Annotated in this window: 10 protein-coding genes; 8 read left to right on the top strand and 2 right to left on the bottom strand. The window is 69.7% G+C overall.

The features are described 5' to 3' along the window. Window positions 1-654 (bottom strand): LemA family protein, encoded by a 654-nt coding sequence (locus HHL10_RS02155; protein WP_205832864.1) that lies wholly within the window; start codon window positions 652-654, stop codon window positions 1-3. An 89-nt stretch (window positions 655-743) separates the two neighbouring features. Between HHL10_RS02155 and hemE the strand changes: the two genes are divergently transcribed. Together hemE and HHL10_RS02145 are read left to right on the top strand one after the other, a co-directional pair. Next, complete coding sequence (gene hemE, locus HHL10_RS02150; protein ID WP_169158674.1) at window positions 744-1,841, top strand: uroporphyrinogen decarboxylase; 1,098 nt, start codon at window positions 744-746, stop codon at window positions 1,839-1,841. Window positions 1,842-2,087: 246 nt separating this feature from the next. Continuing rightward, complete coding sequence (locus HHL10_RS02145) at window positions 2,088-4,187, top strand: primosomal protein N' (RefSeq protein ID WP_169158673.1); 2,100 nt, start codon at window positions 2,088-2,090, stop codon at window positions 4,185-4,187. Window positions 4,188-5,618: 1,431 nt separating this feature from the next. On the opposite strand, the gene HHL10_RS02140 is transcribed toward HHL10_RS02145, so the two are convergent. Continuing rightward, on the bottom strand, window positions 5,619-6,551 hold the full coding sequence (locus HHL10_RS02140; RefSeq protein WP_169158672.1) for an AEC family transporter: 933 nt from the start codon (window positions 6,549-6,551) through the stop codon (window positions 5,619-5,621). 186 nt (window positions 6,552-6,737) lie between these two features. On the opposite strand from HHL10_RS02140, the gene HHL10_RS02135 reads away from it, so the two are divergent. The 6 genes from HHL10_RS02135 to HHL10_RS02110 all read left to right on the top strand — a co-directional run bounded on the left by HHL10_RS02135 (window position 6,738) and on the right by HHL10_RS02110 (window position 15,692). Continuing rightward, on the top strand, window positions 6,738-7,793 hold the full coding sequence (locus HHL10_RS02135; RefSeq protein ID WP_169158671.1) for a TIR domain-containing protein: 1,056 nt from the start codon (window positions 6,738-6,740) through the stop codon (window positions 7,791-7,793). Between the two features lie 14 nt (window positions 7,794-7,807). Further along, entirely contained in the window at window positions 7,808-8,749 is a 942-nt protein-coding gene (locus HHL10_RS02130; RefSeq protein ID WP_169158670.1) for a glycerophosphodiester phosphodiesterase, read from the top strand. A gap of 166 nt (window positions 8,750-8,915) precedes the next feature. Then, entirely contained in the window at window positions 8,916-10,964 is a 2,049-nt protein-coding gene (locus HHL10_RS02125; RefSeq protein ID WP_169158669.1) for an ATP-dependent helicase, read from the top strand. Between the two features lie 322 nt (window positions 10,965-11,286). Next, window positions 11,287-13,242: a TonB-dependent receptor plug domain-containing protein gene (locus tag HHL10_RS02120; protein WP_169158668.1), complete on the top strand. Its 1,956-nt coding sequence runs from the start codon at window positions 11,287-11,289 to the stop codon at window positions 13,240-13,242. 6 nt (window positions 13,243-13,248) lie between these two features. Continuing rightward, the gene (locus HHL10_RS02115) at window positions 13,249-13,803 is read left to right on the top strand and encodes a YfiR family protein (protein ID WP_169158667.1); all 555 of its coding nucleotides are present in this window, start codon (window positions 13,249-13,251) and stop codon (window positions 13,801-13,803) included. Continuing rightward, window positions 13,800-15,692, top strand: a complete 1,893-nt coding sequence (locus HHL10_RS02110; RefSeq protein ID WP_169158666.1) for a putative bifunctional diguanylate cyclase/phosphodiesterase — start codon at window positions 13,800-13,802, stop codon at window positions 15,690-15,692. The genes HHL10_RS02115 and HHL10_RS02110 overlap by 4 nt, the downstream gene beginning before the upstream one ends. Window positions 15,693-15,741: the final 49 nt, after the last annotated feature.

Below are 15,741 nucleotides of genomic sequence, written 5' to 3'. Positions count from 1 at the left end.
TCAGCGCGAGGCGGGGCTGGCGGGCAGCGCGGGCGCCGTCGGCGCGGTCGGGGCCGGGCGCGCCGGGTTGGTGCCGAAGTCCACCGTCGGCGGCCGGGAGATCTCGGCCTCGTTCTGGACCGTGAAGTTGGCCTTGGGCTTGTAGCCGAAGACCATGGCCGTCAGGTTGCTCGGGAAGCTGCGGGCGAGCACGTTGTACTCCTGCACCGCCTTGATGTAGCGGTTGCGCGCCACGGTGATGCGGTTCTCGGTGCCTTCGAGCTGCACGCGCAGGTCCTGGAAGCCCTGGTTGGCGCGCAGGTTCGGATAGCGCTCGCTCACCACCAGCAGCCGCGACAGGGCGCTGGACAGCTCTCCCTGCGCCTGCTGGAAGCGCTGCAGCGCCTGCGGGTCGTTCAGCGTCTCGGGCGTGACCTGGACGCTGGTGGCCTTGGCCCGGGCCTCGACGACGCGCGTAAGCGTCTCCTGCTCGAAGTTGGCCTCGCCCTTGACCGTGTTGACCAGGTTGGGCACGAGGTCGGCGCGGCGCTGGTACTGGTTGAGCACCTCGGCCCAGGCCGCGTTGGTCTGCTCGTCGAGCTGTTGGAACTGGTTGTAGCCGCATCCGGAAAGCAGCAGGGCCATGAAGCAGGCCAGGAGCCAGCGCAAGCGCATATCCGTTCCTCCGTGAAGGGTTTGTCGGGCGATGCTAGCTCAGCAGTTCGCGCGCCTGAGGGGGCATGAGGGCACGGGATAATTGGGGGATGACCGCACCGCTCGCCAACGACAGCTTCCTGCGCGCCTGCCTGCGCCAGCCCACCGACCATACGCCCGTCTGGCTGATGCGCCAGGCCGGCCGCTACCTGCCGGAGTACTGCGCCACGCGCGCGCGCGCCGGCAGCTTCATGGGCCTGGCCACCAACCCGGCCTTCGCCACCGAGGTGACGCTGCAGCCGCTGGAACGCTACGCGCTGGACGCGGCGATCCTGTTCTCCGACATCCTCACCGTGCCCGACGCCATGGGCCTGGGGCTGAGCTTCGCCGCCGGGGAGGGGCCGCGCTTCGCCCACCCGGTGCGCGACGAGGCGGCGGTGATGAAGCTGGAAGTGCCCGACATGGCCAAGCTCCAGTACGTGTTCGACGCGGTCAGCTCGATCCGCAAGGCGCTCAACGGCCGCGTGCCGCTGATCGGCTTCTCCGGCAGCCCCTGGACGCTGGCCTGCTACATGGTCGAGGGCGCGGGCAGCGACGACTACCGGCTGGTCAAGTCCATGCTCTATTCGCGCCCGGACCTGATGCTCCGCATCCTGGCCCTCAATGCCGACACGGTGGCCGCCTATCTCAATGCGCAGATCGAGGCCGGCGCCCAGGCGGTGATGGTGTTCGACAGCTGGGGCGGCGTGCTCGCCGACGGCGCCTTCCAACAGTTCAGCCTGGCCTACACCCAGCGCGTGCTGAAGCAGCTCAAGCGCGAGCACGACGGCCAGCGCATCCCGCACATCGTCTTCACCAAGGGCGGCGGCCTGTGGCTGGAGGATATGCTCGGCGGCGAGTCCGCGCCCGACGTGCTGGGCGTGGACTGGACGGTGAACCTGGCCCAGGCGCGCCGCCGCGTGGACGACCGCGTCGCGCTGCAGGGCAACCTGGACCCGAACGTGCTGTTCGCCCCGCCGGCCGCGATCGAGACCGAGGTCAAGCGCGTGCTCGACAGCTTCGGTACCCCGCGCCGCGCCGACGGCGGCTATGGCGGCCATGTCTTCAACCTCGGCCACGGCATCAGCCAGTACACCCCGCCGGAGCACGTGCAGGTGCTGGTGGACACGGTGCACGCCCACTCGCGCCGCCTGCGCGCCCAAGCCTGACGCACCGGTGCGGCGGCGTCCTTGACACGCAGGGCTTGACTTGTCCACGGAATCAGCTCTGCGATCTGGAGCCGCCGCGCGCATCATTTCCAGCGGTTTCGTTGATGCTCAATGACGCTAAACCGTTGAGGCGATTGATGAATTTCCCCGTGTTGCAGGTTCGTGCCCGGTGAGCGCGGCACCTGCACACAAGCTGTGAACCTGGGGTACGCAGCTTTCCCACAAAGTTATCCACAACCCGATCCCATGACCCACCGCCTGGCGGTGGCCGTCGAGGCGCCGCAGTACAGCGGCCTTGGCGGCCTGCTGGATTACCTGGGCGGCCCGCTGCCGCCCGGCAGCCTGGTGCGCGCGCCGCTGGGCCGGCGCGAGGTGCCGGGGGTGGTATGGGACGCGCCGCCGGCCGACCCGGCGCAGGCGCCGCTGCCCGACGAGGCGCTGCGCCCGGTGGCGCAGGTACTGTCCTCGCTGCCGCCGCTGTCCGCCGCCTGGCGCCAGCTGGTGGCTTTCACCTCGGCCTACTACCAGCGCGGCCTGGGCGAGGTGGCGCTGTCGGTGCTGCCGCCCGAGTTGCGCAAGCTGGACGACGAGAAGCTGGCGCGCCGCATCGCCAAGCTGCGCAAGTCGGCAGAAAAGGGCGCGACCCCGGACGCGGGCACGGCGGCCGAATCGGCAGAGACTGCAAAACCGGCAGTGCCGGACGCGGGCCTTGAGCCGACACTGACCGAGGACCAGCGCGCCGCCGTCGAGGCCGTGACGGCCGGCGCGGATAGCACCTTCCTGCTGCACGGCGTCACCGGCAGCGGCAAGACCGAGGTGTATTTGCAGGCCGCGGCGCACACGCTGGCGCAGGGACGGCAGGCGCTGGTGCTAGTGCCAGAGATCAACCTCACGCCGCAGCTGGAGGCCCGCTTCGCCGAGCGTTTCAGGGGGCGGCGCCTCGTGTCGCTGCACAGCGGCCTGACCCCGGCGCAGCGCCTGAAGAACTGGCTGCTGGCGCATCTGGGGCTGGCCGACCTGGTGCTGGGCACGCGGCTGGCGGTGTTCGCCTCGCTGCCGCGGCTGGGCCTGATCGTGGTGGACGAGGAGCACGACCCCTCCTACAAGCAGCAGGAAGGTGCGCGCTACTCGGCGCGCGACCTGGCCGTCTACCGCGGCCGGCTGGAGCGGGCGCCGGTGCTGCTGGGTTCGGCCACGCCCTCGCTGGAGAGCTGGCAGCGCGCGCAGCAGGGCCGCTACAAGCGGCTGGACTTGGCGCAGCGCATCGGCGGTGGGGTGCTGCCGGAAGTGCGGCTGGTGGACATGAGCCTGCTGCCGCGCACGCATGGCGTGACGACGGCGCTGTCGCCGCAGCTGGTGGACGCGCTGCGCGAGCGCCTGGCGCTGGGCGAGCAGAGCCTGCTGTTCCTCAACCGGCGCGGCTACGCCCCGGTGCTGCACTGCACCGAGTGCGGCTGGAAGAGCGGCTGCCCGCACTGCAGCGCCTGGCGCGTGTTCCACCGCAGCGACCGCACCCTGCGCTGCCACCACTGCGGCTTCACCGAGCGCGTGCCGCGCGCCTGCCCGCAGTGCGGCAACCTGGACCTGCAGCCGCTGGGTCGCGGCACCGAGCGGCTGGAGGAGCAGATCGCCGAGGCGCTGCCCGGCGCGCGCGTGGCCCGCATCGACGCCGACACCACCCGCGCCGCCGGCGCGCTGCAGGAGCGGCTGGCGGCGGTGCATGCCGGCGAGGTGGACGTGCTGGTGGGCACGCAGATGATCGCCAAGGGCCACGACTTCCGGCGCATCACGCTGGTGGCGGCGGTGAACCCGGACAGCGCGCTCTTCGCCAGCGACTTCCGTGCCCCGGAGCGGCTGTTCGCGCTGCTGATGCAGGCGGCAGGGCGCGCCGGCCGCGACGCCAGCCAGGCCGCGCGCAGCCAGATGTGGCTGCAGACCTGGCACCCCACGCACCCGCTCTACGCCGCGCTGCGCCGGCATGACTTCGAGCGCTTTGCCGCATCCCAATTGGCCGAACGCGAGTCGGCGGGGCTGCCGCCCTACACGCACCTGGCGCTGCTGCGCGCCGAGGCGCGCACGGTGGAGGCGGCCACCGCCTTCCTGGAGGATGCCGCGGCCCGTGCCGGCGAGTTCACCGAAGCGGCCGAGGTGCTGATCTACCCGGCCGTGCCTCCGCCGGTGGCGCGCGTGGCGGACGTGGAGCGCATGCAGATGCTGCTGGAAGCCGCCTCGCGCGGCGCGCTGCAGCGGCTGCTGTGGCAGTGGATGCCGGTGCTGTACGAACTGCGCGCAGCGCACAAGGGGCTGATCCGCTGGGCAGTGGATGTGGACCCGCTGGCAATTTGAGGCAGAAGTCGAAGGCGGCGCTTCCAAACCCACGCTCGGCGCACGGCGGCGGCCGAGGCGGAGGCGAGACAAGCCCGTCCAGGCTCGAAAGTTTGGCAACCGGCTGTAGCCGCCGCGCAAGCTCCAGAAGCCGCCCGCCAAGCCGTGCCGCAGGCTTGCCTCATCGCTGGGCAGCCGGCCCGCTGCCCCGGCGCATCAAGCACTTGGCGCACTGCCGAGCAGCTTGCTCACAGAGTTATCCACAGTTTTGGTGGATGAGTGGAAAAAGCATCCTGGAATCAGCGGCTTGGCGCCTTTCCTTCAGGGGGCGGATGAGCCCGATGTCACAAAACGGCTGCGGCGGCAACTGCTTGACACCGGTTCCGCGCCGTGTTGGGCAAATTTTCAGGGCTTGACAAGCCGGCTTGTCCCCATGCCGGAAACAGCGGCGGCACTGTGCATCACCGCTCGACGAGGCACCGCGGCGGGGCGATAGCGATGTTGTAAGCCCTTGATCCACAACATTTATTGAAGCTTTGCACAGGTGGCATGCGAGCGGTCACCCTCCTGTGCCGACAAGCACTTGCAGCATTCTTCTGCAGCTTGCGCACAAAGTTGTCCACAGGGCGGTGCAGCAGCGGTGAAACAAGTACCGCCCCAGCGCCTGTTACAGCGCCGCTGTCATACCGCGAGCGACGTTTGTATTTCGGGCTGTGGAGCAGGCTTGAGAGGCGCTGAAGCGCCTTGACCCACTTGTCAACCGCATTCGCAGCGATAACTGCTTGATTTTTCTTGGGAAGTCGGCGGTTGCACAAAAAACGGGCAGCGGCTGCGGGTGCCATGCGCATCAAGCACTTAAGGCGCTCATCGGCAGCTTGCTCACTGACTTGTCCACAGATTCGGTGCAGAAGGGCGTACCGCTTGAATAACTCACCGGGTGCTTTGCATGGCCCGGGATACCGACATCCCCGGTGTTTGTTCTCGCCGCTGATATTCGGCCGGCCGGTGTTGCCCGCCTCGGAAACCCGGGCGCCGCGCGGCCCGCGCCGTACGCCGTTTTATCCCCAGGCTGGCGGCGGCGGAAATTGAGTTATTCAAGCCGCACCAGCGCACGGGACCCGTGAACCGGATTGCGCTAAGTGCTTGATTCGCAAGGAGGTGAACTCGCCTGCCCAAAGGCCGGGCAGGGGCTGTGGAGCCCTGTGGAATCAAGCACTTGGCGCCGCCATCGGCAGCTTGCCCACAAAGTTATCCACATTCTCGGTGGACAGCTGGGGAAAGCTGGCGTGCTGCAAGGACTTGGCTGCGGAAGCTGAGGCGCGGTGGCAGCGGCGGTGCCGCGCCCGTTCGCGGGCCTGGTGCGGCCAGGGCGCAGTTTGGGCGCGGCGTTGGGGCCTCGATTCGGTGCGCCCGAAATTCGGCGGCAGCCCGCCGCCGCCTAATTCACGCGCATCACGCCCGGTTGCCCGCGCCGAAATACCAGGCCAGGGCGCTGAAACTGGCAAAGGCCAGCACCGTGGAAACCAGCACGATGCGCGCGACGCGGCCGCCATCGGCGTCGTAGCGCTCGGCCAGCAGCGTGACGTTGCTGGCGCTGGGCAGCGCCGCGGCCAGGGTCAGGGCGGCCAGATCGGCACGGTTCAGGGAAAGTCCCAGGCTGATGGCCGCGTTGCCGCCGAGCCACAGCAGCGCCGGGTGCAGCAGCAGCTTCAGGCCGACCGTGGGCAGCACGCCGCGCGCGCCGGCGTGCGGCGCCGGGGCCCCGGCCAGCAGCGCGCCCACGGTGAACAGCGCCACCGGGCTGGCGGCGTCGCCCAGCATGCGCACCAGGCCGTCCACCGGCGCGGGCAACTGCCACTGCAGCGCCGACAGCAGCGCCCCGGCGCCGATGGCCCAGGGCAGCGGGTTGGTGAGTGGGCGGCGCAGCAGCCGGCGCCAGTCCCCATGGCCGCGCTGTGCCAGCGCGATGCACAGCGAGGAGGTGAGCGTCATATCCACCAGCAGGGTGCCGATCACCGGCCCTGCCGCCGCCGGCCCCAGCAGCGAGGCCACCAGCGGCACGCCGATGAAGCCGGAATTCGGGAAGGCCGCCACCAACGCGCCGAAGGCGGCGTCCGGGCTGCTCAGCGCCCGGCCAGCCCGCAGCGCCAGCCCCACCACCGCCAGGGCGCACAGCCCGTACAGCGCCAGCAGGGTGGGGTCGAGCAGCTGGTGCACGGGCGTGCGCATGCCAAAGCGCAGCAGCATGCAGGGCAGCGCGAAATACAGCACGAAGGCATTGAGCCCCGGCACGGCGCCCGCGGGCAGCCAGCGCAGCCGGGCCGCCACCCCGCCGCACAGGATCAGGGCGAAAAAGGGCAGCGTGATGTTGATGATCAGGGGCATGGCGGTAAGGAACTGCGGAAAAAGGTGAGAACCAGGACGGACGGTAATGCCGCACCCGGCGCATGGCCTTCCTTCCGTTATTGTTGTGGTGCGCCGGTGCCTTTGCCCTGCGGGTCCGGCCGGGAATTTCATCGGACCCTGGGCCGGGTGGCATGTGGACTTTTCCTTGCAGCAGCGGGAGGGATCATGAAGATTTTGCCCAGCATGTTTATCGCATCTTCCAGTGAATCTCTGAAGTTTGCGCGGGCCATCAAGGAAAGGCTGGGGAATGAGCTTGAAATAAATATATGGGACGAGGGCGAGAACTATAAGAGGCCCGGCGAATTTCTTTTGGATTCGCTCATGCAGGCTTCCGATAATTATGATTTTGCGTTGGTCATCTTTGGTGCTGAAGACAAGAGCACTTCGCGAGGAAAGACGCAGCGCTCCCCCCGCGACAACGTGATATTTGAATTGGGCCTGTTTCTGGGCAAACTCGGGCGCAAGCGCACTTTCGCGCTCATGCCCAGGATGAAAAACAACAACTACAGGATCATGACGGATCTGCAGAATGTGAACTTCATCATCTATCCGCCCAACTTCGCAGAGCAGGGTGAGGCGCTTGAGCGGATATGCAAAGAAATTTCGCAGCAGGTGCAGGCTGTTTGGGGGGAGGAAGTGGAAGCCCCCCTGGGGGTGACGAATATTGCTGATCCACTGACCAGGGCGATCAGGAATGAAATCCTGAAGAATCAGGGGGTGGTGACCATCAAGAATATTGCGCTTGACATGGAATCCACTTGGCCAATGGTTTATGAAAGGTTGCTGGAGAATGGAGTGGTCAGATCCATTGTCTGGCATTCCATCATGGTGGATGAAAAGTCCGAAGCTTGTGCGGATTTGTGGAGCGCAACGGTATCGCCACAAACGGCTCTCAATTCCGAGAGAGGCATCAAGAAGTATTTCGGAGTGGAGGCGAACCGGAACAGGCTTTTGCAGCGCGAAGTCGAGTTTGCCTGCAGAACCTACGCCACCCCGCCGTGCATGCACGGTTTTCTCATCAACCAGTCCACGGCATTCATCAGCCTGTGCAGCCTGGAAGCCGGGGCGTTGAAGGGCTCGCCCAACCCGTACATCCGGCTCGACCGGTTCACGAAGGGACGGGACGCCAAGGTCGCCGCGCATTTCATAGAAGCGTTCAGCGCGTGGTTCGACCATCATTGGCAGGCCAGTGGCCGCTGGGTGTGGCCGGACCAGCATTGAGGACGCCGCAAGACATGAGAAAGCTGATTTCCCCATCCGGGGCGCAGACCATTGATGCCGGCACCCCGACCTGCTGCATCGGCCACCGCGGTGCGCGCGCTTTTGCGCCGGAAAATACCCTCCCGGCCTTCCGCAAGGCGGCCGCCATGGGTTGCGGCATGGTCGAGCTGGATGTGCACCTGAGCCGCGATGGCGTGCCCGTGGTGCATCACGACGACCGGCTGGCCCGGTGCACCGATTGGGCAGAGAAATTTCCCGGGCATGGCAGCGATTTCCTGTCCGATTTCACGCTGGAGCAGTTGCGGCAACTGGATGCGGGCAGTTGGTATGTGAAGGAGCTGGCGCTTCCCGCCGCCGGGCGCCAGCCTTTTCTGCAGTCGCTTTCCGAGCCGGAATTGCGGCAGCATGTCAGTGGCGCTGAAATCGAGGAATACTCCTCGGGCCATGTCCGGATACCCACGCTGCGCGAGGCGCTGGAACTGGCGTATGAGCTGGACCTGCTGGTCAATATAGAAGTCAAGACCGTCCCCAGGTTCTATCCTGGTATCGCGGCCAAGGTGGCCGCCACCGTGGAGGATTTGGGCCTGCGGCGCAGCGTGCTCGTATCCTCCTTCGATCACCGGCAGCTGCTGGACATCAGGAATCTCCTGCCGGATCTGTGCACCGGCGTGCTGACCAGCGACCGCCTGGCCCGGCCGGGCGCATACCTGGCGTTGATGGACGCCGACGCCTTCAATCCGGGGTGCTACGACGATTTCGACACCCTGGGTTTTGGATCGGTCCGCGGGGAGCTTGAACCCTCGGGGCTGCGCGAGGTGCGGGCGCAGGGAAAAATGACCTTCGTATGGACCTGCAACGAAATCCGTAAATTCAAGGCGCTGGCGGCCGAGCGGGTGACGGGAATCATCACGGATTATCCGAACCGGTTTTTCGCCACGCTGCGCGAAGGCGGCTGAGCCTCGCGCACGGGGGCCGGCCGCGCCGTCCTTGCGGCGCTGCCCTTACGGCGACGCCTCGCCGGGGCCTTGGCTATCATGCGCGCCGCTTTGCGCGGCCCCCGTCGTCCTCACGGCGGCCTCCGCCCCCGCGCCTCCCGCCCCGCCGTTCCCTCCCGCCTCCCTCATGGCCGACACCCTCAATCCCGCCCAGCTCGAAGCCGTCCACCATCTAGCAGGCCCGTGCCTGGTGCTGGCCGGGGCGGGTTCGGGCAAGACGCGGGTGATCACGCACAAGATCGCCCGGCTGCTGCAGCACGGGCTGGAACCGAAACAGATCGCGGCCATCACCTTCACCAACAAGGCGGCGCAGGAGATGCGCGAGCGCGCCAAGGGCCTGGTGGGCGCGCGCGCCGCGCGCGACCTGGTGGTGAGCACCTTCCACTCCCTGGGTGTGCGCCTGCTGCGCGAGGACGGCGCGCGGCTGGGCCTGAAGGCGCAGTTTTCCATCCTGGACTCCGACGACGTGCTGGGCGTGCTGCGCGACATCGGCGGCAGCACCGACAACAAGACCGCGCGCCAGTGGCAATGGACCATCAGCCTCTGGAAGAACCAGGGCCTCAACAGCTCGACGGCCATGGCCGCCGCGCAGAACGCGGAAGAGGAGGTCGCCGCCCGCGTGATGCGCCTGTACGAGGAGCGCCTTTCGGCCTACCAGGCGGTGGACTTCGACGACCTCATCGGCCTGCCCTTGAAGCTGCTGCAGACCGATGAGGAGGCACGGCGCAAGTGGCAGGAGACCTTCCGCCACGTGCTGGTGGACGAGTACCAGGACACCAACTCGGTGCAGTACGAGCTGCTCAAGGCGCTGGTGGACCATCCCGACGACCGTTTGCGCGGCCACTTCACGGCGGTGGGCGACGACGACCAGAGCATCTACGGCTGGCGCGGCGCCACCATCGAGAACCTGCGCCGGCTGCCGGAGGATTTCACCCAGCTCAAGATCATTCCGCTGGAGCAGAACTACCGCTCCACCGGCGCGATCCTGCGCGCGGCCAACAACGTCATCGCCGCCAATCCCAAGATCTTCGAGAAGAAGCTGTGGAGCGAGTTCGGCGACGGCGAGCCGGTGCGGCTGGTGGAGTGCGACGGCGAGGAGCACGAGGCCGAGCGCGCCGTGGCCTTCATCCAGAGCATCCGCGCCCAGGGCGGGGCGGAGCTGAAGTTCGCCGACTTCGCCATCCTGTACCGCGCCAACCACCAGGCGCGCGTGTTCGAGCAGAAGCTGCGCGCAGCGCAGATTCCCTACAAGGTCTCGGGCGGCCAGAGCTTCTTCGACCGGGCGGAGATCAAGGACCTCTGCGCCTGGCTGCGCCTGCTGGTCAACCAGGACGACGACCCGGCCTTCCTGCGCGCCGTCACCACGCCCAAGCGCGGCATCGGCCACCAGACGCTGGCGGCGCTGGGCGAGTTCGCGGGCAAGTGGAAGCTGTCCATGTTCGAGGCGCTGTTTGCCGAGAGCCTGCCCACGGCGCTCAACCGCAAGGCCATCGACTCCCTCCACGAGTTCGGTCGCTACGTCAACGAGTTCGAGTACCGCGCCCGCCACACCAGCGGCAACGAGGACGCCCGGGCGCTGCTGCTGGAGTGGCTGACGGACATCGGCTACGAGAAGCACCTCCATGACGGCGAGGACAGCGAGAAGCTGGCCGCGGCGCGCTGGAACAACGTCATCGACTTCGTGGACTGGGTGGCGCGGCGCTGCGGCGGCGAGATCACGCAGGAGGGCGGCACCTTCGAGAGCGAGAAGAAGACGGTGCTGGAGGTGGCGCAGAGCATCAGCGTGATCATCAGCCTGGCCGAGCGCGGCACCGAGCAGGACGTGGTGACGCTGTCCACGCTGCACGCCTCCAAGGGCCTGGAGTGGCCGCACGTGGTGCTGGCCGGCGTCAACGAGGGCTTGTTGCCTTTCCGCAGCGAGGACGAGGACATGACGGCCGAGCGGCTGGAGGAGGAGCGGCGGCTGATGTACGTGGGCATCACGCGTGCGCGCCGCACCCTGGCGGTGAGCGTGCTGCGCCGGCGCAAGCGCGGGCGCGAGACGGTGCAGGCCGCGCCCAGCCGCTTCATCGCCGAGATGAAGCTGCACGAATCCGCCACCAAGGAGGACCCGCGCGAACGGCTCAAGAAGCTGCGCGCGCAGCTCGCGGCGCGCAGCGGGCAGGCGGCGGGGTGAAGTCCGTGCAGCCCTGGCGCTGCCCAGGGAAAGCTCAAGGCGGCCGAACGGCGAAGCAGGCCGTGGAAGCAATGTCGTCATGCCCGCCTGAGCGGGCATGACGGGGCAGGGGGCGGACGCTTGAGCCGGCGTGCTGCCGTGGATTGGTCAGCTTTCCTGAACAAGACCCTTAATACATGAGGGCATTGTTTGGTTTTTCTGGACAATCCGGCGCCGATTCCTGTCTCCAGGCCGGGCCGCGCGCTTAAGCCGGCCCTCGCGCTGCCGATGTATGCGGGTTGTCCCGTGCCGCCCCGGCGTGGGCGCTCCGGACTCCCGCACCTTGACCTCCCGTTCCGCCCCCGCCGCTGTCGTGGTCCTGCTGTCCGCCCTGGCGGCGGGCACGGCCTGGGCCGGGCACGACAGCGCCGCGCTGCAGGACCTGGAGGCGCTGCTCGACACCGAGGTCGAAGGCGCCTCGCGCCTGCTGGAGTCGGCGCTGGACGCGCCGGCGGTGGTCAGCACCATCCACCGCGCCGAGACCGCGGCGCTGGGGCACCGCACCGTGGGCGAGATGCTGGAGCGGCTGCCGGGCATCTACCTCGGCACCACGCGCGATTACGGCCGCGTGGGCCTGCGCGGCCTGAGCCGCCCGGGCGACTACAACGCGCGGCTGCTCATGAGCATCGACGGCTACCGCGTCAACGACGCGCTCTTCGACCAGGCGCTGCCGGGCTGGGAGTTCCCGATCGTGGCCGACTGGGTCAAGCGGCTGGAGCTGGTCAGCGGCCCGGCCTCCTCGGTGTACGGCTCCAACGCGCTGCTGGGCGTGGTCAATGCCGTCACGCTCGACGGGGCCGACGCGCCGGGGGTGCGGCTGCGCGTGGGCGCGGGCAGCTTCGGCACGCGCGACGCGGTGCTCAACTACGGCTGGAACGAGGGCGACGCGGACCTGTTCGCCGGCCTGGCGCTCCACGCCAGCGACGGCGAGACGCTGCAGGACCCGGCGCTGGCCGGCCCCGCCGCCCCGGACGGGCGCGTGGCCGGCCTGGACGGCACGCGCTACCGCAGCCTGTTCCTGAAATGGCGCCGCGGAGACTGGCGGCTGACCCTGGTGAGCCAGGAGCGGGTCAAGGACTCGGCCATCGCCGCCTACGGCACGCTGCCCGGCGTGGCCGGCAACCGCTACGTCGACCGCTACGACTACGCCGAAGTGGCCTGGGACGGCGCCTGGCGCGGCGACTGGCGCGCCAGCACGCGGCTGAACCTGTCGGCCAGCCGGTTCCAGGGCGACTACGTGTACGGCGAGCCGCGGGCGCCGTGGCTCAACCGCGACGAGCTCGATGGCCGCTGGCTGGGGGCGGACGTGCGGCTGCAGTGGCGGGGCTGGCTCAACCACCAGCTCACGCTGGGCGTGGAGGGGCGGCATGTGTTCGACGCCGTGCAGCGCAACTTCGACGTCGGTGGCGGCGCCCCGATCCTGTGGCGGCGCGACACGCAGACCCAGGCCGCGCTGTACGCGCAGGACCAGTGGCGCCTGGCCGAGCAGTGGGCGCTGACCGGCGGCGCGCGCGTGGACCGGGTGCAGGACCATGGCGCCGCGCTGTCGCCGCGCCTGGCGCTGGTGTGGCGGCCCAGCGCGCCGCAGGCCGTCAAGCTGCTGTACGGCCAGGGCTTCCGGGTGCCGAACCTGGCCGAGCGCTTCTATGACGACGGCGGCATGGCGCAGCGGGCCAACCCGGGGCTGCGGGCCGAGCACATCCGCACCGTGGCGCTGGCCTGGGAGCGCAGCGTCGGGACGCACGGCCGCCTGGCCGTGAGCCTGTACCGCGACCGGCTGCGCGACCTGATCGAGCTGGTGGGCGAGCGGGTGGGGCAGTACCGCAACATGTCGCGGCTGCGCACGCGCGGGCTGGACGTGGAGGGCGAGTGGCGCCCGGCCGCCGGGTGGCAGCTGCGCGGCAGCGTCACGCTGCAGCAGGTGCGCGACGGCCAGGGCCGGCAGGGCGACGCGCCGCGCTGGATCGCCAAGGGCCATGTGCTGGCGCCGCTGGCGCCGTCCTGGTCCGCCGGGCTGCAGGCACAGGCGCTGGGGCGGCGCTCGCCGCTGCTGCCGGCGCAGGGCACGGTCGATGCGGTGCTGCAGTGGCAGCCCGCGCCGGGCCGCAGCCTGGGGCTGCGCGCGCTCAACCTCACCGATGAGCGGATCTGGGACCCGGCAACGCCGGTGGAGGTGCAGCTCGCGCGCATCCCGCAGGAGCGCCGGCGCCTCGAGCTGTCCTGGCAGCAGGCCTTCTGAAGCGCCGTGGCCTGCTGCACCGTCCTGCCCTCGTTGTGCTGCGGTCGCGGCCTGGGCGCGCTGCTGGCGCTGGCGCTGGGCGCGGCGCTGGCGCTGGCCCAGCCGTTGCCCGAGGCCGAGCTCAAGGCACAGATCCTGTGGCGCGCGCTGCAGTTCGTGGAGTGGCCCGCCGAGGTGGCGCCCGCGCAGCCGCTGCAGCTGTGCCTGCTGGCGCCGGGGCCGCTGGCCGACACGCTGCGCGGCTGGGAGGGCACGGCGCTCAACGGCCGGCGCATCGAGCTGCGCCGCGGCGCGGCGCCGCCGCCGGCCGTTCCCATCACGGGCTGCCACATCGCCTATGTCGGCCCCGAGGCCGTGCTGCCCGCGTCGCTGCCGCGCGCGCTGCTGTGGGTGGGCGACAGCCATGGCCTGACCGAGCGCGGCGTGATGCTCAACCTGCAGCCGCAGCAGGGCCGCATCGTCTTCGATATCGAGCTGCAGGCCGCGCGCCGCGCGGGCTTGGAGATCAATGCGCGTCTGCTGCGGCTGGCGCGCTTCGTGCGTGCGGAGGGCATGCCATGACCGGAGGACTGCTGCTGCGCCGCAGCGGGGACACGCTGCTGGCGTGCATCGCCATGCTGATGGTGGTGCTGCTGCTGGGGCTGTTCGAGTTCGTGCAGCTCGACACGCGGCACCGCGAGGCGCTGCGCACGCAGGCCGAGCTGGTGGCGCGCACGGCCGCGGCGGCGGTGGTGTTCGAGGACTCGGCCGAGGCGCTGGCGCTGCTGGAGGCGTTCAAGGCCGCGCCGGCGGTGGCCTCGGCGCAGCTGCAGCGCCACAACGGCCAGGCGCTGGCGCAGTTCCGCCGCGACGAGCCGCCGCAGTGGCTGGAGCGCCAGGGCGGGCGCGTCTTCACCGAGGTGCCCGTGCTCTCCAGCGGCATCGCCGTGGGCCGGCTGCAGGTGCAGGCCTACCAGGCGCCGGTGTGGCGCGCGCTGGCCACGGTGCTGGGCGCGGCGGTGCTGATCATGGTGCTGTCGCTGGGCGTGGTGATGCTGGGCTCGTGGCGCCAGCGCGCGCAGCTGCGCGAGGCCGACGCGCGCACGCGCTACCTCGCGCACCACGACGTGCTCACCGGGCTGGCCAATCGCGAGCGCTTTGCCGCGGCGCTGGCCGAGGCGGCGGCCACGGGACTGCCGGCGGTGCTGATGTGCGTGGACGTGGACGACTTCAAGCTCGTCAACGACAGCCGCGGCCATGCCGCCGGCGACGTGGTGCTGCGCACCGTGGCGCAGCGGCTGCAGCGCCTGGTGCGGCCGCAGGACGTGGTCGGGCGCCTGGGCGGCGACGAGTTCGCGGTGCTGCTGTGCGCGCCGGTGGACGAGCAGGTGGCCGACGCCGTGGCGCAGCGCATCGTCGAGCAGCTGCCGCGGCGCATCGAGTACCAGGGCGCCTCGCTCAAGATCGGCGTCTCGCTGGGCGTGGCGCTGCTGCCCGAGGATGCGGGCACGGCCGACGAGGCCATGGCCTGCGCCGACATGGCGATGTACCAGGCCAAGCATGGCGGCAAGGGCACCTGGAGCCGCTACACCGCCACGCTGGGCGAGGCGCACCGCGAGCGCCGGGCGCTGGAGCAGGCGCTGCGCGCGGCGCTGGCGCGCCAGGAGTTCGAGCTGGCCTACCAGCCGGTGTTCGACGCGCAGGGCCGGCTCAAGGCGCTGGAGGGCCTGGCGCGCTGGCACAGCCCGCAGCGCGGCAGCGTGCCGCCGGCGCAGTTCATCCCGGTGCTGGAGGAGGCGGGCCTGGTGGGCGAGCTGGGGCTGGAGCTGATGCAGCAGCTGCGCCGCGACATCGACGCCTGGACCGACCAGGGCCTGCGCTGCCCGCCCGTGGCGCTGAACCTGAGCTCGCACCAGTGCCGCCTGGAGACGCAGCGCGAGCGCTTCCTGCAGCAGCTCGACCGGCTCAACCTCACGCCGCAGGAAGTGGAGTTCGAGCTGACCGAGACCACGGTGTTCGAGGACCTGGACAGCCCCGACTCCATCGTGCGGGCGCTGCAGGCGCGCGGCTATGCGCTGGCCATCGACGATTTCGGCACCGGCTACAGCTCGCTGGCCTACCTGCTGCGGCTGCGCTGCGCCAAGCTCAAGATCGACCGCGTCTTCGTGGACGGCCTGGCCCGGCGCGAGGACGCCGCGCTGCTGGTGGAGACCATGGTGCGCGTGGCCCACGCCATGGACATGCGCGTGGTGGCCGAGGGCGTGGAGCGCGTGGAGGACCAGCAGCGGCTGGTGGCGCTGGGCTGCGACCTGTACCAGGGCTTCCTGCTGGCCCATCCGCTGCCGGCACAGCGCCTGGGCCCGCTGCTGCGCGCCGGCGGCGTCGCGCCGCCGGTGGCGTCGATCGGGCTGGACGCCCGCGTGGCACCGGCCCCGGCGCCTGCGCGCGGCGCGCCGGCCGAGATGGCCTGAGCGCGGCGCCGCCTGCGCTCAGCTGGTGAAGCTCTGCACCAGCATCAGC

Origin of the sequence: Azohydromonas caseinilytica, from assembly GCF_012927045.1 — a bacterium.
GTDB classification, from domain to species: domain Bacteria; phylum Pseudomonadota; class Gammaproteobacteria; order Burkholderiales; family Burkholderiaceae_C; genus Azohydromonas; species Azohydromonas caseinilytica.
This window is presented reverse-complemented; position numbering and strand designations above follow the sequence as displayed.